We start from the raw sequence: 16776 nt of genomic DNA, 5'->3' as shown, positions 1-16776 counted from the left end.
CAGAGCCCCCTTTGGTGGCCAGAGCACCCGCCCGTGAGCGTCGCGGAGCAACTCACCGCGCAAAGAATCCAGAGACACTCATCACACGAGCACACGATCGACTTTGGGATCAACGTTGCCGGCGTCCCCCGTCTACGTGCACAAGCCACCGAAGGAACGAAGCTGACAATGTGGCCGGGTGAACTACTCGACAACGCAGGTCGAGTCACGCAGTGGAGCACAGGAACGCCAATCTTCCACAGTGTGCAGATCGATGAAGGTGCGATCGATTGGACTCCCCGGTTCGGCTTCAATGGATACCGATACCTCGATGTTCAGGGAGACATCCCTGATTCCGCGGTATGGACTACAGATGTCCTCCGAGCGAGCAACCGAAAAGTCGGAACGTTTCGATCGAGCGATGTGCGCCTCACCCGACTGCATGAGCTCGTTGATCGAGCAATTCAGGGAAACATGCACAGCGTGTTCACTGACTGTCCACATCGTGAGAAGCTCGGCTGGCTCGAACAGCTCCACTTATGCTTCGGGGCGCTCACCCGCAATTACGACGTAGAGGCTCACCTCAGAGACTGCCTTCACCACATTCGTGTCGCCCAGCTCCCATCCGGTGCGCTCCCCAACATTGCTCCTGAACTGGTCGACTTCTCCGGCCTCGAGTTCCGCGGAGACACCAACGCCTTCCGAGAGGACCCGAACTGGGGCGGTGCGCTCGTGCGCATGGCATGGGCGCACTACCGCTGCTACGGCGACCGACGCGTCCTGGACGAGAACATTCACACGATAGATCGCTATCTCGTCTATCTCGCGGGACGGAGCAAACACGGAACTCTCGACTTCGGTCTGGGCGACTGGGTAGGGCTCGAGCACAACACCTCTCGCGAGATCGTGGCAACCCACGGGTGGATCGGGATCCTTCGGGACGCCGCCCAGGTTCACAGGGTCCTAGGAGACCAATCGCGGGCCGTCTCACTGATCGAGCAAGCCGACGGAGTCGTGCGCTCACTCCTTAGCAGACACGCACTCAGCAGTGATTCGACGCAGGCGGAAATTGTTCTTCTCGCCGACCTCGACAAAGCGGAATCAACGCGATACCTCGCTGCCCTGGAAGCTCGACTTGAGCAAGACGCGCACGTGACCGTAGGAGAGGTCGCGTTGCCGGCCTTCATCCGCCTCTTTACGCAGACCGACAGGGATCGGCGCCTTCTGGAGCTCCTCATGGATCCCGAACTCCCCGGTTACGGGTACCAGGTGGCGTCAGACGCCACCGCCTTGACTGAGACCTGGACGATGAAGGGCGGCGACGAAGGTGAAGGATCCCAGAATCACTTCATGCTGGGCATGATCGATGACTGGCTTCGCGAAACCATTGCAGGCCTCCGCCAAGCGGACAACGACATCAGGTGGCGCAACGCCGTGATCGAGCCGCGAATGGAAGCCGGTCCCTCCGCCGCCGAAACCCACTTCGCCTCCCCCCAGGGGCTGTACTCCGTCGCTTGGGACACCGCCATCGGTCGGGTGGACATCACCATTCCTGTCGGTGGAAGCGCCGAACTTCGGTTGCCCGCGGACTGGCACGCTCCGTCTCGCGTTGGCGCCGGTCAGCACGAGTTTTTCCGGCGTCCATGACGCCAAACAGCCACTCAAAAGCGGATACGTGTTCAAGGAGGAACGCATGAAACGACGCTTCATCGTGGTCGCGGCTACCGCGCTGTCGCTTGCAATAGCAGGCGTGGTTGCCCCCGTGACTGCTCCAGCGACGGTGGCGGCCGCGCCCCGCGACGTTGGCATCTGGTACGCGACTTGGTACTCGAAAGTGACTCCGCCGCCGTTGACCTGGCGAACAGGATTCGGCGGATCCTCCGCTAATCAGTTCGCTGCCGACGTCAGCGGTGACGGGAAAGCCGACGCGGTCACCTTCACCGCTGGATCGTGGGACGTCGCGACGTCCACCGGTACCTCATTCAACACACCAGCGAACTGGCGCACCGGGCACGGTGCGGGCTCAACATCACAGCTGCTGGCGGATGTGAATGGTGATGGCAAAGCCGACGCCATTGCATTTTTCACTACCGATGTGAGCGGGGACTCTCTTGCGGGCGATTGGTACGTCGCAACGTCAACGGGAACTTCCTTCAACAGTTACAGCCTCTGGAAGTCAGGTCTCGCCGGCGGAGCAAACAGGGTTCTGTCCGCCGATGTGACTGGAGACGGAAAGGCGGACGCCCTCGGCGTGTATGCCGCCACAGGACAATGGGTTGCGGCCGGATCCACAGGAACAAGTTTTGGCGCGCTATCGACGTGGGCGACGGGCCACGGCGCCGGTGCAACCGACTTCTTCGTCGCCGACCTGAACGGAGACAAGCGAGCAGATTCAGTCGTCTACGCAAGCGGAACATGGACCCGCGCCTATTCCACGGGAACCTCTTTCGCCTCGCCTGCCACACTCACCAGTGGGCACGGTGTTGGGTCCGCATTCCGGTTCCTACAGGACGGGAATGCCGATGGATTCGCTGAGCCCTACGCGCACTTCAACGCGGACCTGGCTCTTCCCTCCGCGGACGGACTCGCAGGCGACGTCGTCGCCCGCGAATACGACCGCGGAAGCGGCTACGTCGACAGCGGGAACACACTTCTCAACAGTGGCTTCGGACTCAACGCCGGGCGTCTATTCATGGCGGCGACCAGCGGGGACGCATACGGTTGGCAGGACTTCATCGCCTTCTATCCCAACGCGGCCGGCGGTACCTGGCAGGTACAGCGCTACCGCGCTGCCGACAAAGTGAGCATCGACACGTGGAACGGTTTCGCGGGCAAGCCCGCGATCAAGTACCAGCCCCTAACCCTGGGCAGCTACCAGCAGTACGACAGTGGCAATACAGCAGTCATCGATGAGCACATCAGCACCATCAGTGACGCTCAAATCGACTGGCTACTGCTGGACGAGACCAACGGTCTCAACAACGTCAGCGGCGCAATCCTCAATCGCGCAGCCCGGGTCGCGGGTCGACTGTCCGTGTGGAACGCCGCGCCGGCTAACAGGGACCTCAAGTATGCTTTCGCGATCGGCGGGATCCAATGGACTAACGACCCGGTGACCATCGAAACCGAAGCGCGCCAAACGTGGAACGAGTTCGCCAATAACTCCGTTTATGGCGATGACTATTACCAGCTCGGAGGAAAGCCGCTTCTGGTCGTCTACACGAACAAAGCCAATCAAGCCGCATGGCAGGCGTACACAGGCGACAAGTCGGCTAGCAACCGCTTCACGGTGCGCTTCGCGTCGAGTGACCCCAACGCTACGGCCGGGGAGTACGGTTGGCAGCTACCTTCAACTGGCACGGTCGACAACCCCAACGTGATGGTCGCCATGCCTGGGTGGAACAATCACATCAGCGGATACACACCTGTCAGCCGGGACAAAGGCTCCTATTACACGACCAAGGTCTGGGACGTGATCCTAGACAGGAGCCCACTTCCCAACGCCGTCGTCATCAACTCCTTCAACGAGTTCGCAGAAGACACCGGGGTACAAGTGGCTGACACATCGCAGCTGGCAAGCACCTCAGAAAAGTGGTTCAACGCAGCCAACGTCCTCCAACCAGATCTCTATTGGAACCTCACTGTCGACTACATCGATGAGTACAAGAATGCCCCCTAGATCGACAGGTAGCGCAGCATGGAGATCGTCAGATCCGGCGTGATCGGGTCGGGCTCACCCGTTGAGGCCAGACTGCAAAGGGGAGGGCGCGCCACCGTGCGGCCCTCCCCTTTGCGTTCCACATCCTCCCTACGCCCGGCTACCAGGTGTGTCGGCGTATCTAATCGGTGAAGCGAGATTTCTTCCATGGTTCGCGAACCAAGGAAGTCGCATCGGCGCGACACGATAGGGTCGCGGCCGCGACTCCCCCGAAGTGCTGCTGGTACTGGCGTATTCCACTGGGGTGAAATGCTCGGAGCGATACATCAGGCTGCGAGCACATCATGAGAGTCGGTCTCGTTTGGAAGACGGTCTCACGTCGGGGAACCACTTTTCAGGAGGTTCGGCGTACGGCAAAGGTTCGCCGGGCTCGCACGCGTCTTTCGACTTGGCGAAGGGGCCGTCAGGGCTGAGCAGCAGGTTCATGTGGTGGTCGGCGTGGTCGCGCCACCACACGCTCGCGCCGGTAGCCGGGTCGAGCCGCAGGTGCTCCCAGGACCGCCACAGGCCTTCGAGGCGGGCGACGGCTTCCGGGTATCGCCACCAGTCCGCCGCCCACCGGTAGCGGGCGTTTCCGGGCCCGACAGGGCGTGTGTACATGTGGCGCAGGTACTCCCGCACGAACTCGTCGACGGAGCCGTACACCAGCTCAGGTGTCGGCTCGTCGACGTCGTCGCGGAAGTCATCGAGAAGGTCACTCATCGCGCGGCTCGCTTTCTTCGATCACGCCAGCTTGAGCAGGAGCCGCAGCGGCTGGTGCGCCGTGGGAAGGATCGTGCGCGGCGATGGACGCGCGCACCGCGGCCGCGTGCGGCCCGTTCATCCACGGGACCGTCTCAACGAGGGTTGCGGGAGCACCCGAGGCGAACACGACCGCGCGGCCACGCGGCAGTGCGCCGAGATCCGCGACGTCCAAGGTGCGTTCGCGCTGCCGGCTATGAGAGGTAGACCGGGTGCCGCGGCCGACGCTTGTCGAGGTTGTGCGCCGGTCGTAGTCACCGATCATCTGCGAGAGCTCGTTCAGGAACTCCGGTTCCTTCACGCCGCCGCCGTAGACGGCGACGTTGGAGGCGCTCCACAGTTTCCGCATCCCGTCACGTCCCCATACCTGCACGCCCTGGGACCAGGACTGCAGAATCGTCATCAAGACGATTCCGCGGGACCCGTAGTGGCTGTAGAGGTCGGGGAGGTCGTGCCAGCGGCACACGTTTGCGGCTTCGTCGAGAACACCGAGCATCGGCACCTGCAGGCGCCCGCCCGGTTGCGTGGTTGCGTACTCCTCAGCCGCTTCAACGGTTGCGGCCGTCAGCGCGGTCACCAGCGGGCCGGCGGTGCCGCGGCCCTCCTTGGAGAGGCTGTAGAGGGTGTCGCTCCCGCGCACGAACGCGTGCGGGTCGAACTGCGGTCGCGGGGCGAAGCTGCCTTGCGGGGTCACCCATTGCGCGATCGCGCGCACCTTCAAGCACGACGCCATCTGCGCGGCGGTGCCGTAGACACTGTCACGACGGCGAGACTCGCCGTTGACCTGCCCGGAGACGGCATCCGCCATTTGCTCGTACCCGTGTCGGCGGAGGATCCGCACCGGCTCATCCTCGCCGGGCGTGGTCGTCCAGGTGAAGGCGGTCGTGATCGGCAGGCCCTCCAGCGCCGCGGCGAGCAGGAAGCCGGCCAGGAGATCCTGACCGGCGTTGTCGAAGTACGCATCCCCGCGGCTGTCACCGGAGCGTGAGCCCGAGGCGAAGTGCGCTGCCAGTTTCGCGGCCTTCACGTCGTCGGTCACGTAGCTGAGCGGGTTCCACCACCAGGTGGGAGATTCGAGGGCGATGCTCTGCGGGTCGAAGGCCCACACCTGACCCTTGGTCGCACGGAGCTCGCGAGTGGCGTCCAGAACGTCGCGCTTGTTCGACGTCGTCAGCACAGCACCGGGAGCATCCGCGATCGCCGGGATGACGTACGCGGTGGACTTACCGATTCGCGGGCCGGCAACCAGCGTGATCATGTCCTCAGGTGATGCGTAGATCCGTTGCCTGCCGGCGACGGTGATGCCGATGAGTACACCGACCCAGTCGCGAACGCCGAGACGCTGGGCGGTCTGGCGGGCGCCCGAGGCGGAGAGGGAGTGCAGCTGCCGGCCCTTACCCATGTGCGTCGCGGCGGCGTCGACAGACGACTGGCGCCCCCGTGCTCGAGCAGCCGCGACAGCGACGAGGATGCCCAGAGCGAGAACGGCGCCGCCGAGCACCGCCACGATCCAGGTGGCGGATGCCGGCCAGACGACCTTGCCGCGGAGGACCCCGAAGAACACCTCGAAGGGGTCCGAGGTCTGCCCCTCATTCACGCCGTCGAGCTGCGAGCCGAGCGCAACAGCGCCCCACACCACTCCCAGGACCAGAAAGACGGTCACCAGCGTGATCAGGAGCGCAATGGTCGACCCGTCGACGCCTTGACCGCGCTTGTTGGTCGCACTCACGCGGCGCCCTTTTCCAGGTCATCGGGAACCTCTTGCGCCGCGTGGGCGGCGTCGTCGAGACCGATCATCGGGTTCGACTCGTCCGGTTCGGGGAACGCGGCCGTCGCGTGCCACAGCTTGTTGGTGTCGTTGATCGAGCGCTCCGCCTCGACGAGCTCCACCTTGATCGGGATGCCGGGGTGCCCGCCGACCTTGATGAGGAACTTCCCTCGCCCGGGAGGTTCCGAACCAGGCCCGGACTCCCACGTGCCGGGGTCCTGCCAGGACGTCAGGAGTTCTTGCTCCGCGTTAGACAGCGGCACCGCTGTCGTCAGCTGCGGCATCTCAGCCACGGGGAGTCCACCGCAGACCACCATCCCGGAGCGCTCAACGAAGCCGCGAGCCTTCATCCGGTCGTCCTCGCTGGGGAGTGCCAAGAGGTCGCTCATGGTGTGCGAAATCATCGCCAGACCGACGCCGCGCTGCCGGTTCAGGCGGGTGAGGGCGTCGACGCGGTCGACCATGCCCCGCCCGGCGCGCAGGGCGCGCCAGAGCTCGTCGAGGATGACGAAGTAGTGCCGACGGGGCTCGAGCCCGGCGTCCGCGAGAGCGTTCGCGACGTTGACGGTGCCGAATCCTGCGGACCAGCAGGCGAGCAAGATCGCCGCCTGCATGTCGGTGTCGGAGTCGTCGATCGACGAGACGTCGTAGACGACGGGACGGTCACGGAGCATCGGAACGTCGGTTGCATGGGCGAAGGTCTCACCGAGGCGACCGCCCGAGGTGAGACTGATCAGGGATGCCTCGAGGTTCTCCGTGATCGCCTTGTAACGGCCGAGGTCGCCACGGTCGAGGGCGACGTCACGGACCTCTTGCGGTGCCTCTTGGATGACTCGCAGCAGATCGCCCAGAACCGGCACGCCGTCGTGGTGCTCGTCGAGCACCCGGAGCGCGCGGTCGATGATCGACTCCTCGCGATCGGTGGGCGGCTCCTTGCGAAGAATCGTCAGCAGCGCCGACACCATCGTGTGCCGGCGGCCGTGAGCGTCCGCGAGTACCTGTGCGCGTTCCTTCTCCTTGCCGGCTTCACGGAGGCGTTCGGCGGCCTCGAACGCCTCGCCCGGGTCGAGGATGTTCAGGTGCCCGCGGCCGCGGCCGAGGGTGATGACCTGCCCGCCCAGAGCGCGGATCATGTCGACGTAGTCCGGCTTCAAGTCACCGAGCACCAAGGGCAGCGTCCCCAGGCCCGCGAGACCGGCCGCGGTGCGGCGCGTGTACGTCGACTTGCCGAGACCGGGGAGGCCGAGGACGAACATCGACGGGTTGTTGATGAGATCCGCGTCCTGGAACCAGGAGATGGGATCCGCGCACACCGTCGCGCCGGTGAATAGCTGCAACCCCATCGGGACACCGATCATCGGTGTGCCGCTGCCGACCGAGAACGGGTGGAGGCCACACACCTGCACTGTCGTTCCGCGCCACTCATCGACCGGCGCCACGACATTAACCTCACCGCGGCCGCGTCCCAGCCACCCTCGGGGGCCGGGGCGCTTGACGGCCGGCTTCTTCTCCTTCTCCGTGCGGGTGCTCTTCGCGGCCGGAGTGAGCTCTTGCGGCTTGCGCTTCTGAGGCCGGTGGCGGCGCTGGTCATCGAGTGCGGGCATTACAGCTGCTCCCTAACCTCGTTGGGCACCTGCAGGTGCTTCGGCAGCACGAGACCGAGGGGCAGAGCCGCCGCGAAAGCGGAGTCCTGCGAGCCGTGCACCAGGCGCAGACGGAGGCGCGCGGTAGCGGAGAGGTTGTCGATCGCCGCCCTCACGTCCGCCTCGTGAGAGGCGTCGAGCACCGTCGCCGTCACGAGCATCCCGAACTGGACGAGGCCCGCGCCTGCGGCCTCCTCAGCCGCCGTCGCCACAGCGGCACGCGCATTGGTCAAATTCCGAGCCGTGGGCTTGTCAGAGCTGGCGAGGTTGAACGAGGAAGCGCGCACGTCCGCTTCGACGATTGCCGCAGCCTTGGCCGCGTCGATCGGCCGATACAGCAGAGTCACCCGCTTCCGCGCGATATCGCGGTGCGGGGCGAGCAGGCGGGACAGGATGCTCGAGGGCACGTTGCCGCGCGGGGCGCCGCTCATCATCCAGGTCACAGACAGCGCGGAGTCGTGACGGTAGGTGTCCCACCCCGCCTGATGCGCCGTAGGACCAACCTCAGGCCAGTAGAGCTCGGGCGGTTCACCGGCCGCGTTCGCCTCGTCAATAAGACGTGCCGCCGCGGGGTCGTAGGCCACGCGGATCACTTCGCACAGTTGCTGAGCCGTGAGAGGGCGGGACGTGCCCGCGCCGGTCGCTGTCAGCCCCTGCGTGAGGCCAGGCAGTCGGGATGCGAGTTCGCGCCCCATATCCTCAGCGCTTCGCTTGCGCCCACCCACGCGAGAGGCCGCGTTGAAGGTGAGCGCCACATAGGCGCGAATCGTCGCGGAACCCGCGGGGTACTGATCCACCAGGTTCTCGAGTAGCTGCTTCGCAAACGCGGGCGCGTCGTTGTCGATGCGGCTGGCAACCTCGCGTCGTAGCCGCGTGCCGGAGTCCGGGGCCGTCTCAATGGTCACGGAGACGGCTTCGATGCCGGGCTCGTTGCCGAGACCGGCAAGCCACATGCCCCACTCGGCAACCCATGCGTCGATCTGCTCACGGTCGACGAGCGCGGCGCCGTCAGGCTCCGTGCCGATCACGACCGTGTAGTGCGACGTCGACGGGATTTGAACGAGGGCGAACGGCCGGTTGTAGGAGTCGCGCCATTCGGTGAGGCGCGATCCGGCCGCGAGTCCCGGCAGCTGCACGGTTCCCCATTCGGCTCGGCCAAGGGGGCCTGAGCGGTAGAGGTGTGCGCCCTTCGACTTCGTGAACATCCATCCCACCCTTGTTGCGGCCCGCGACAGCAGGCTCCGTCCGTGCTTGTCCTTCGCCGCCACCGTCAGGAGGAACAGCCCGAAAATCAGTCCTGTGATGACGCCGTTGCCGATGTTGGAGACCATCGTCACGACGACGGCGAAACCGGCGCCCGTGAAGAGGATCCCCGTGCCGAGCGCGCTCAGCCCGAGGAGCCCCGCGGTGGTCGGCTTCGTCCAGTTGCCGTAGCTACGCGGCGCGCCCGTCGCCGTCTCGCTCGTCATGGTCATGTCCGATCGCCTCGCTTACTGCGACCCTGACGGGCCGTTGGTGGAATCGTCTGCAGCGGACTGTGCAGCCCGCTTGGTTGCTGTCGCCGCACCCTTCGCCGCCTTCACACCGGCCTCGGCCACGAGGACCGCAGCGCCAGCGGGGCCGGCGCCCGCAGCGGCACCGCCACCTGCAGCGGCACCGCCACCCGCAGCGGCACCGCCTCCGCCTGACGCGGCGCCTGCGGCGGCGTTCCCACCGGTCGGCGCGGAACCACTGGCAGCGCTGTTCGATCCGGCCGTTGGTGTCGATCGAGGTCCGGCGCCGTTCCCCGACCCGGTGGGGGCAGATCCCGGACCGTTCGAGGGGGAACCTCCGCCGCCGCCAGAGGGTGAGTTAGACGAGCTGGACAGACGACGAATCGCGCCGGTGGCGACATCGCCGCCGATCGCGCCAGCGGCGCCCGCCAGTGCCATGCCCGCGCCCCCGCCGCCCGCGACGGCGCTGGTCATGGGAGCGACGAAACGCAGCAGTGCCGGCAGGGCGACGAGTGCCATGAGCATCAAGGCCATGCCGGTCAGAATCGACCAAAGTCCTCCACCGTCGTCTAGGAAGGCGTCAGTTCCGACGAGCTGGAATGCTGCGGCATAGATGAGCGCTGCAGCGGGCTTGTACAGAACGAAAGCGAGCGTCCAGCCGATAACCCGACCGAACCACTGACGCCCCATCTGTGTGTTGGTGAAGCTCGCCGTGAGCGGAAGAACCCCAGCAAGAATGACGAGCAGCCCACCGCGCACCACCATGAGCGCGACCTGCACAAAGACCATCAGCATCGCGATCGCTGCGAGAACGAGGACGCCGATGATGCCGATGGGTGAAGAAGCAGTGAGCGCGAGCATCGCCGCAACGTTGGTCCCGAAGCACTGGGACGCCCCGCCGGCAGAGACGTCGCAATCTGTGGCGTTATTCAACACCCAGACGGAGAACGCGTCAGCTGCCGTCACCGCCAAAGTGAGGATCGCGAGGCCCGCACCCGAGACTGCCAAGAGCGTGAGGAGCGACTGGATCAGGTCCTTACCCGGCTGTGCGCGCTGCTCCCACGCCATGCGGATGCCGCCGACGATGACCGACAGAACGGCCAGGCCGCCGACGTAGAACCAGAGAGAGTTCTGCAGGAAACCGACCGCCGACGAGGAGCCGTCCGGCGCGGAAGAGCTCAGGAGACCGCCGACGAGGGCAGAAGCCCCCGAAATGAGCATCACCGCAAAGAAGATGACTCCCAGCGCTCCGACACTGCGAATGCCCTCACCGCGACGGACGCGCACCGTGACGAGCGCGCCGAGCGCGATGAGAGAGAGCACGGCAACCGTCAGACCGATGTACGTGACGTAGTTGAGGATCGTGCCGAACGCTTCACTCCCCGGCGGCGTGCCGCCCCCGGTCGTCGAGCCGTCGCCGGCCGTCAGCACCGGAGTGGGAACCTGCACCCACATGCTGCCCATGCTCGCAACCGCGGCGCCGAAGCCCTCAAGAGTGCGATTCATGAGTTCTTGGATCGCATCGTTCGATGCATTGGACACGATGTGGGAAGCGCCCTGAGCGATGCACTCGCCTGAGTGTGTAGCGAAGTAGATCGGGTTGCTGCAGTCGCCGCCTGAGGTGGCGGCTCCAGCGAGGGTCACACCCCTGCCCATGGGATGTAACCGCCGAGGTTCTCCAGCGGAGACGGAGCGAAGGCTGGCCCCTGAGTGCCAATCTCAACCTTCCAGTCGCCGTCCTGCCATTTCAGGACCGTGGGGAGGCTGACTAGTGCTCCGCCTTGCGACGTGACCGACCATGCGATGTCGATGACCGCTTCTTCGGCGTTGTAGGAGTTGATCTTGAAGCCCGCGACCTGGAGGCGGTCGGCACCCGCTTCCGCAGGCGCCGGTGTCGCCTCGAGCTGGTCCTTCACCTCGCCGTCAGCGAGAAGTTCGTACAGACGGTTCGTGTTCCGCGTGTCCGAGGCGACTGCAACGTACCCGATCGCAGCGAACAGCGCGCCCTCTGGTGTGTGCGCGTAGCAAGAGCGAAAACCGTTCGACTCCAACTTGCCGGGACCCGCTCCGTCGGGGTCGGTCGGCGCCGCTACCGTCCCGACAAGCTCCCACTCTGTCTCCGGAGGAGAGTCGATAGCGCCGGAATCGGAGTAGCCAGGAAGCCCGCAAACGCTGGCGGCACCTTCTGCCACCGACTCAGTCGACTCTGCAGGCGTGGAGGTGGGTGTCGGCGGTGTCGCGTCGTCATCGCCGTTGAACAGGCCGGCGATGAGAGCGACCACCGCAATCACCGCGATCAGGCCCACCACGGCAGCCGCGACGATGAAGCCGCGGCTGCGGAACGGCCTAGGTGTGTCCGTGCTCACTTGGATCTCCCCCGAGGGTGCTTATGCGCCAGAGATGAAGCCGACGAGCGCCGTTGCGGCGCCGATGATCATGACGCCGATGAGGATCGAGACGAAGGTCTTGATGTGCTCCCCGCCTTCGCCGCGGCGGGAGTTGAACATGAAGAGGACGGCCACGAAGATCAGCGCGAGAACTGCGGCGATCAGACCCACCCACTTTGCCCACCCGAGGATCGTGCTCACGGCCTCGAATCCGGGAGGGGCGACAGGTTCAGGGTCAGGGAGCGCGAGCGCGTAGTAGACGACGTCGTGTCCGAGCTGCGAGAGCGACATGGGGTCCTTTCAGGTGTGAGCAGGGCTGCTCGAGGTCACGTGCAGTTCCGCGAACAGCTCGCGGAATGCCTTGGGCAGAGGCGTTGAGGGGTCTGCGGGGCCGAGCCGCCAGGCGTCGACCCACGGCAGCGTCCATACGTGGGGAAGGCCGCCGCTGACGACCTGCTGCAGGTCGCGCAAAGGCTTTGGGAGCCGGCCGGGAGCGTCCGCGATGAGCACCAGGCCGGCGAGGGTCACCGAGTTGCCGAGAGCGCCAGATGCCCATTCTGTCGCGGCACGCTGCGCAGCCGTCAGGCCCTGATAATTCGACCGCGCGACGAGGACGACGTTCGCGGCGATGTTGGGCGGGTCTGCGATCGGCCACCCGTGCTGAGCAGCGCGAGTGCCCTGCGCGAGCGCGGCCAGAGTCGACTCGCCAGCCCCGCCGTGCACACCTAGCCACCACACCTTCGCGGGCCACGGCTGAGACCACCGTGGAAGCCTGTCAGCCGTGTCGGGAACGGGGATGCCGGCCTGCGGTGTCTGAGGTCCCTTTGGGCGACGAGATAGCGGGGTATCGGGCACACCCGGCTGTTCGGATGCCGCGTGGTCAGGCCGCGTGATCCATGGATTGACGTTCGACATTCCCTCTCCCCCGTTGCGTCTCTTTCATCCTGAATCGCAGGTCGATCGCTGACCGGTTCAATCCAGCAGATGGGAAAACTCTAACGACGTAAACCTACCTAGAGCATCTTGAAATAGTCCATTTGACGTCATTACAGCCTTCTCATGAGTACGTTAGACAGGGTGACGGACAGACCGAGACGTTGGAATTCGCTCGTAGCGGGAACGGCGAGTCTGCTTCTCGCAGCGTTGCTTGCGGGCTGCAGCGGGAGCTCCACGCCCACTGAAGGCATGGCGTCGGGGACGCGGAACCCCACCAGCACAAGTCCCGTCAACCCCACTCCCCCGGCCGACACGGGCGCTACTGTCGCGCCCGTCCCGGAGGCTGAGAGCGACAGCCGGGCAGCTGCAATCGGCGCGGCCACGGCCGCTCTGACTGCCTACGCGCAACCCGAGCTCCCCTATCAGGAGTGGATTAACGGCCTGTACCCGTACCTCACCCAGACCGGTGCAGCCGCATATGAGGACACCGACCCCGCTCGCATTCCCGTCCGGAAAGTCACGGGGCCGGGCGTCATCCTCCCTGCCTCCACGGAGGTCTCGCTGATCGTTCAGCTTCCAACCGACGCGGGCGACTACAACGTGAGCCTCAGCCGCCCGAACGCCGACGCGGCGTGGCTGGCAGACCGGATCCGACCAGCAGACGACTGACATGGCACAAGGGACGAAGAACCTCACCGGCGCGCTGATCATCGGCACGCCGATCATCGTCGTGGTGAGCATCTTCGCTCTCGTCCTGCTGTTCATGACCGGCGGTAACGCGTCCGCCGCCTGCAGCGGCGTTGTCGGCACCGTCGACCCCGACAACGTGCCCGAGGAACCTGTCGCCGGCTACTCGGGCGAACAGCTGCAGAACGCCGCGCTCATCATGAACGCCGCCGTTCCGCTCGGCCTGGATCGTCAGGCTCAGGTGATCGCCGTGATGACGGCAATGGGCGAGAGCTCGCTGCGCAACATCGACTTCGGTGACGACGTCAACGGTGTCACCAACCCAGACGGTACCCCCACCTGCTCCCTCGGGCTGTTCCAGCAGCAGTGGTGCATCGGCAGCTGGGGAACCAAAGAGCAGGTGATGGACCCCACCTACGCCGCCACCCAGTTCCTCACCCGCCTCGCCGCCGTCGACGACTGGACGTCGCTCGAGCCGAGCATCGCCGCGCACAAAGTGCAGCGCAACGCAGACCCCTTCCACTACGAGAAGTTCTTCGACGCGGCCAACCAGGTCGTCACCGCCCTCGCCGGAGGCGGCGGATGCACAGGCACCGGAGCCATTCAGTTTCCCCTCTCCGAGGGCTACAACATGACGTCCGGCTTCGGCCCTCGCAGCATCAGTGTCCCCGGCGCACCTTCCTGGCACGCCGCCGTCGACCTGCAGCACTGGCCCAACCCCTGCGGCGACCAGATCTACTCCATCAGCGCCGGCACCGTCACCTACAAAGCCGGATACCAACTCACCGTCAAAGCGCCCGAAGGATGGAGCGTGTCCTACCTCCACATGAGGATGGATCAGGTCTCCGTCGACGTCGGGGACACCGTCACCGCAGGGCAGCCGATCGCCCTCGTCGGCAACGAGGGACCATCCAGCGGATGCCACCTCGACTTCCGCATCAACCAGATCGGCAGCACCGACCAAGCAGTGCTCTCCCTGCCCGACGCCGTTTCGCTCGGGTCGCCTGCCCGCTACGCCGGCTTCGTCCACCCTGAAGAGTTCTACGAGCTGTTCGGCATGGAGCTTTGCCCGCCCTCATCGTGTGAGAGGCAGTGATGACCGCAGTCCCGCCCTACCCCGTCATCCACGTCACCGTCGCCGCTGACGGAAGCGCCCACGCAAACGTCGCCGGTCGTCACGACGACTTCCCCTCCGCGGAGCTCACCGACACCCGCCAGGCGGTCATCAGCTACGCGACGACAATCGCCGCCGAGCTACGCCGGCCCGTCCGCATGAAGATCGTCGACCCCGACGGCGAGTGGAACGTCGCCGTCGAACCGACCGGCAACGTCATCGAGGATCCACACGCCGCCGCCGCCCGCCGCGCGCGCCCCAGGAAGGCGCCCACCACCGCGGCGACACCGACGCAGCAAATGCCGCGAGGACCGGTGCCACCAAACCCGCCTGCGGAGCCGGTGGCATCCGCGTGGGCGGCGCCGAAGGCACCGGACGAATACGACGAGCCGGACCCCTACACGCGACTGTCGGAGCGCAAGCGCCCCGCCGTGCCCACCGCGCGCATCCACGCCAGCACAGGCGAGTCCGGGGCCTTTACGACCACGGCGCTCATCGGCCGGCGGCCTTCCCCTGAGCCCGGCGAGGCAGTCGAGCTCCTACTCACCACCGACGACGGCACCCGCCAGGTCTCCCGCACCCATCTGCGCCTCGAATGGGACGAGCGCGAACTATGGGCGACAGACCAGGCAGCCGCGAACGGCACACTCATCGAACGCACCGGCGCCGTGACCGTGGAGCTCACACCGTGGAAGCCGTACCGGCTGCAAAACGGCGACGTCGCCGTTCTCGGTGACGTCCGGCTGACGATCACGCTCTCGTCCGCGAGCACATAGGGAAATCGCGTGAGACCTCTCGCTTGGATACTGTTCCCTGAACAGCACCACCTTCCGAACCCGATCGGAACAACTATGAGGACCACTCCCCGTTGAGCGAAGAGGATTACTGGGCGCAGTTCCCCGACACCCTCACCACTGCGGACGTCGCGAAGATCATCCGCACTGGCGCTCCTGCCGTGCGCTCGCGATTGCGCGACGGCATCATCCCCGGTCACCGCATCGCGGACTCGTGGATCATGTTCAAAGCAGAGATTCGTGCTTGGCTAGCCTCCACCAGCAACAGACCCAGCCGGCCAACGGAACCTGTCGACGTCCTCACCGACTACCCCGACGAACTCAGCTACCGCGACCTCATGCGGCTGTTCCGAGTCAAGTACAAGGGCACCATCTACATCTGGCTTGAGCAGGGACACATCCCGGGCTCGCTCGTAGGCAACCGCTGGGTCGTGCACAAATGGCAGCTGCGCGATCTCCTCGAAGAGACAAGCAACCAACGGCTCACGCCTCCGCCATTTACCCCAGCCGACCGACCTACGGCCTAGTTCGGTGCCTGCAGCGCGGCAAGGAAATTCGCGAATGCTTCCTGCACCTCACTTGCGTCCGTGAGCTCACCTAACGGGATGCGTTGCAGAGGCATCCCGTCTACCTTCACCTCCGCGGCCAGCACGATCCCTGTCTGCCCACGGTGCGTGATCGGCTGCACGCTCACGAGATGATCTGCGTTAATCCAGATCATCGGGTTCCCGTTGGCGTCAGGGATAGGCAGCAGGCGCATGCTCGCCACCATACTGGTGAGGCAAATCCGCACCGCGGACCCCGAAATTGGATTCCGGATTCGTCGACACGCCGATTCGTTTCGTAAACGAAAACGCAGTTTCCCGGATGCTTGGACCCATGGGACGACCAAGCAAGGGTGAGCGGGTAGCGGTAAACGCGAAGCCGGACACTGTCCTGGCCGGGATCATCAAACGTAATGCGGTGATGCTCGACATGAGCGCCGGCGACTACATGGTGGCGCTGGCCGCCTACGCTCTCGGCCTGCCGGACCACGCGCCTCAGCCGGGTCGGTCTACAGAAGCCCTTGAGGCTCTCGAACTAATCGGCGAACGGCCGATGCTCCCTTCCGTCGTCGGGCCGTTGTCTGCGGCACCGCGCATCATGACGAACTCAGAGGAGCTCACTGATCAGCTAGCGAGTTAACCCAGAAGGGCCCCGTCCGAAGACGGGGCCCCCACCAGGATTCAAGTCGGACCTCAGTCGGCAAACTCTCGGTCCGATCCACCACCCATACATCAGTTAGGGAGGTGTCTTCATAGTATCCGAAGACACGCGCAGGGAGACCGTTCTTCCGCGTATCGCGACCGTGTCGCCATCTCGTCCAGGGATGTCGATGGCACAAGAGACCCTCAGCACCCGGCGCGCGTGGCTCAGCCCCACCGGGTGGTCGAGAACATCCCGACGTCCGCCCACAGGACCGGCGACCTCGGTGCACGCTCCCGAACGCTCATCCCGTACCAGCCCCGTGCTCCAG

General features: G+C 65.4%; 15 protein-coding genes. 6 read left to right on the top strand and 9 right to left on the bottom strand.

Features of this window, described 5'->3' with window-relative positions; translation table 11 throughout:
- Positions 1–33 precede the first annotated feature (33 nt).
- Both Q9S71_RS15005 and Q9S71_RS15000 read left to right on the top strand, forming a co-directional pair.
- Positions 34–1626 (top strand): family 78 glycoside hydrolase catalytic domain, encoded by a 1593-nt coding sequence (locus Q9S71_RS15005; RefSeq protein ID WP_311863474.1) that lies wholly within the window; start codon positions 34–36, stop codon positions 1624–1626.
- A gap of 46 nt (positions 1627–1672) precedes the next feature.
- Positions 1673–3658, top strand: coding sequence for an FG-GAP-like repeat-containing protein (locus Q9S71_RS15000; RefSeq protein ID WP_311863473.1), 1986 nt, complete (start codon positions 1673–1675; stop codon positions 3656–3658).
- Between the two features lie 321 nt (positions 3659–3979).
- Here Q9S71_RS15000 and Q9S71_RS14995 read toward each other — a convergent pair whose 3' ends face one another.
- From Q9S71_RS14995 to Q9S71_RS14960, 8 genes are read right to left on the bottom strand one after another with little or no spacing between them, the layout of a single operon-like run.
- Positions 3980–4399, bottom strand: coding sequence for a DUF4913 domain-containing protein (locus Q9S71_RS14995; RefSeq protein ID WP_311863471.1), 420 nt, complete (start codon positions 4397–4399; stop codon positions 3980–3982).
- Positions 4392–6167, bottom strand: a complete 1776-nt coding sequence (locus Q9S71_RS14990) for a type IV secretory system conjugative DNA transfer family protein (RefSeq protein WP_311863469.1) — start codon at positions 6165–6167, stop codon at positions 4392–4394. Before Q9S71_RS14990 ends, Q9S71_RS14995 begins: the two co-directional genes overlap by 8 nt.
- Positions 6164–7810 carry an ATP/GTP-binding protein gene (locus Q9S71_RS14985; protein WP_311863468.1) on the bottom strand — a complete coding sequence of 549 codons (1647 nt, stop codon included), beginning with the start codon at positions 7808–7810 and terminating at the stop codon, positions 6164–6166. The genes Q9S71_RS14990 and Q9S71_RS14985 overlap by 4 nt, the downstream gene beginning before the upstream one ends.
- The gene (locus tag Q9S71_RS14980; protein ID WP_479724344.1) at positions 7810–9324 is read right to left on the bottom strand and encodes an SCO6880 family protein; all 1515 of its coding nucleotides are present in this window, start codon (positions 9322–9324) and stop codon (positions 7810–7812) included. Before Q9S71_RS14980 ends, Q9S71_RS14985 begins: the two co-directional genes overlap by 1 nt.
- Before the next feature lie 15 nt (positions 9325–9339).
- Positions 9340–10986: a hypothetical protein gene (locus Q9S71_RS14975; protein WP_311863465.1), complete on the bottom strand. Its 1647-nt coding sequence runs from the start codon at positions 10984–10986 to the stop codon at positions 9340–9342.
- Entirely contained in the window at positions 10983–11708 is a 726-nt protein-coding gene (locus tag Q9S71_RS14970) for a DUF8175 domain-containg protein (protein WP_311863463.1), read from the bottom strand. The genes Q9S71_RS14975 and Q9S71_RS14970 overlap by 4 nt, the downstream gene beginning before the upstream one ends.
- 21 nt (positions 11709–11729) lie before the next feature.
- Positions 11730–12020 carry a TrbC/VirB2 family protein gene (locus Q9S71_RS14965; protein WP_121061328.1) on the bottom strand — a complete coding sequence of 97 codons (291 nt, stop codon included), beginning with the start codon at positions 12018–12020 and terminating at the stop codon, positions 11730–11732.
- Between the two features lie 9 nt (positions 12021–12029).
- Positions 12030–12644 carry a DUF6668 family protein gene (locus Q9S71_RS14960; RefSeq protein WP_311863459.1) on the bottom strand — a complete coding sequence of 205 codons (615 nt, stop codon included), beginning with the start codon at positions 12642–12644 and terminating at the stop codon, positions 12030–12032.
- A gap of 270 nt (positions 12645–12914) precedes the next feature.
- Here Q9S71_RS14960 and Q9S71_RS14955 point away from each other — a divergent pair, with 270 nt between their 5' ends.
- From Q9S71_RS14955 to Q9S71_RS14940, 4 genes are all read left to right on the top strand, one after another.
- Entirely contained in the window at positions 12915–13334 is a 420-nt protein-coding gene (locus Q9S71_RS14955) for a hypothetical protein (RefSeq protein ID WP_311863457.1), read from the top strand.
- Position 13335: 1 nt separating this feature from the next.
- Positions 13336–14448, top strand: a complete 1113-nt coding sequence (locus Q9S71_RS14950) for a M23 family metallopeptidase (RefSeq protein ID WP_311863455.1) — start codon at positions 13336–13338, stop codon at positions 14446–14448.
- The gene (locus tag Q9S71_RS14945) at positions 14448–15242 is read left to right on the top strand and encodes an FHA domain-containing protein (protein WP_311863453.1); all 795 of its coding nucleotides are present in this window, start codon (positions 14448–14450) and stop codon (positions 15240–15242) included. Before Q9S71_RS14950 ends, Q9S71_RS14945 begins: the two co-directional genes overlap by 1 nt.
- Before the next feature lie 92 nt (positions 15243–15334).
- A complete protein-coding gene (locus tag Q9S71_RS14940; RefSeq protein WP_311863451.1) occupies positions 15335–15787 on the top strand; it encodes a helix-turn-helix domain-containing protein in 453 nt (150 codons plus the stop codon).
- On the opposite strand, the gene Q9S71_RS14935 is transcribed toward Q9S71_RS14940, so the two are convergent.
- Positions 15784–16020 carry a hypothetical protein gene (locus tag Q9S71_RS14935; RefSeq protein ID WP_311863449.1) on the bottom strand — a complete coding sequence of 79 codons (237 nt, stop codon included), beginning with the start codon at positions 16018–16020 and terminating at the stop codon, positions 15784–15786. The genes Q9S71_RS14940 and Q9S71_RS14935 overlap by 4 nt on opposite strands.
- Between the last annotated feature and the right edge of the window lie 756 nt (positions 16021–16776).

Origin of the sequence: Microbacterium gawkjiense (assembly GCF_031932225.1) — a bacterium.
Classification (GTDB): domain Bacteria; phylum Actinomycetota; class Actinomycetes; order Actinomycetales; family Microbacteriaceae; genus Microbacterium; species Microbacterium gawkjiense.
Note: the sequence above shows the minus strand (reverse complement) of the source record. Positions and strands in the feature narration are given on the sequence as shown.

Coding starts and splice junctions, on each gene's coding strand:
- Q9S71_RS15000 (WP_311863473.1), top strand. CDS start 1,673: ATGAAACGACGCTTCATCGTGGTCGCGGCTACCGCGCTGTCGCTTGCA.
- Q9S71_RS14960 (WP_311863459.1), bottom strand. CDS start 12,644: ATGTCGAACGTCAATCCATGGATCACGCGGCCTGACCACGCGGCATCC.
- Q9S71_RS14950 (WP_311863455.1), top strand. CDS start 13,336: ATGGCACAAGGGACGAAGAACCTCACCGGCGCGCTGATCATCGGCACG.
- Q9S71_RS14955 (WP_311863457.1), top strand. CDS start 12,915: ATGGCGTCGGGGACGCGGAACCCCACCAGCACAAGTCCCGTCAACCCC.
- Q9S71_RS14980 (WP_479724344.1), bottom strand. CDS start 9,324: ATGACCATGACGAGCGAGACGGCGACGGGCGCGCCGCGTAGCTACGGC.
- Q9S71_RS14935 (WP_311863449.1), bottom strand. CDS start 16,020: ATGCGCCTGCTGCCTATCCCTGACGCCAACGGGAACCCGATGATCTGG.
- Q9S71_RS14945 (WP_311863453.1), top strand. CDS start 14,448: ATGACCGCAGTCCCGCCCTACCCCGTCATCCACGTCACCGTCGCCGCT.
- Q9S71_RS14985 (WP_311863468.1), bottom strand. CDS start 7,810: ATGCCCGCACTCGATGACCAGCGCCGCCACCGGCCTCAGAAGCGCAAG.
- Q9S71_RS14965 (WP_121061328.1), bottom strand. CDS start 12,020: ATGTCGCTCTCGCAGCTCGGACACGACGTCGTCTACTACGCGCTCGCG.
- Q9S71_RS14995 (WP_311863471.1), bottom strand. CDS start 4,399: ATGAGTGACCTTCTCGATGACTTCCGCGACGACGTCGACGAGCCGACA.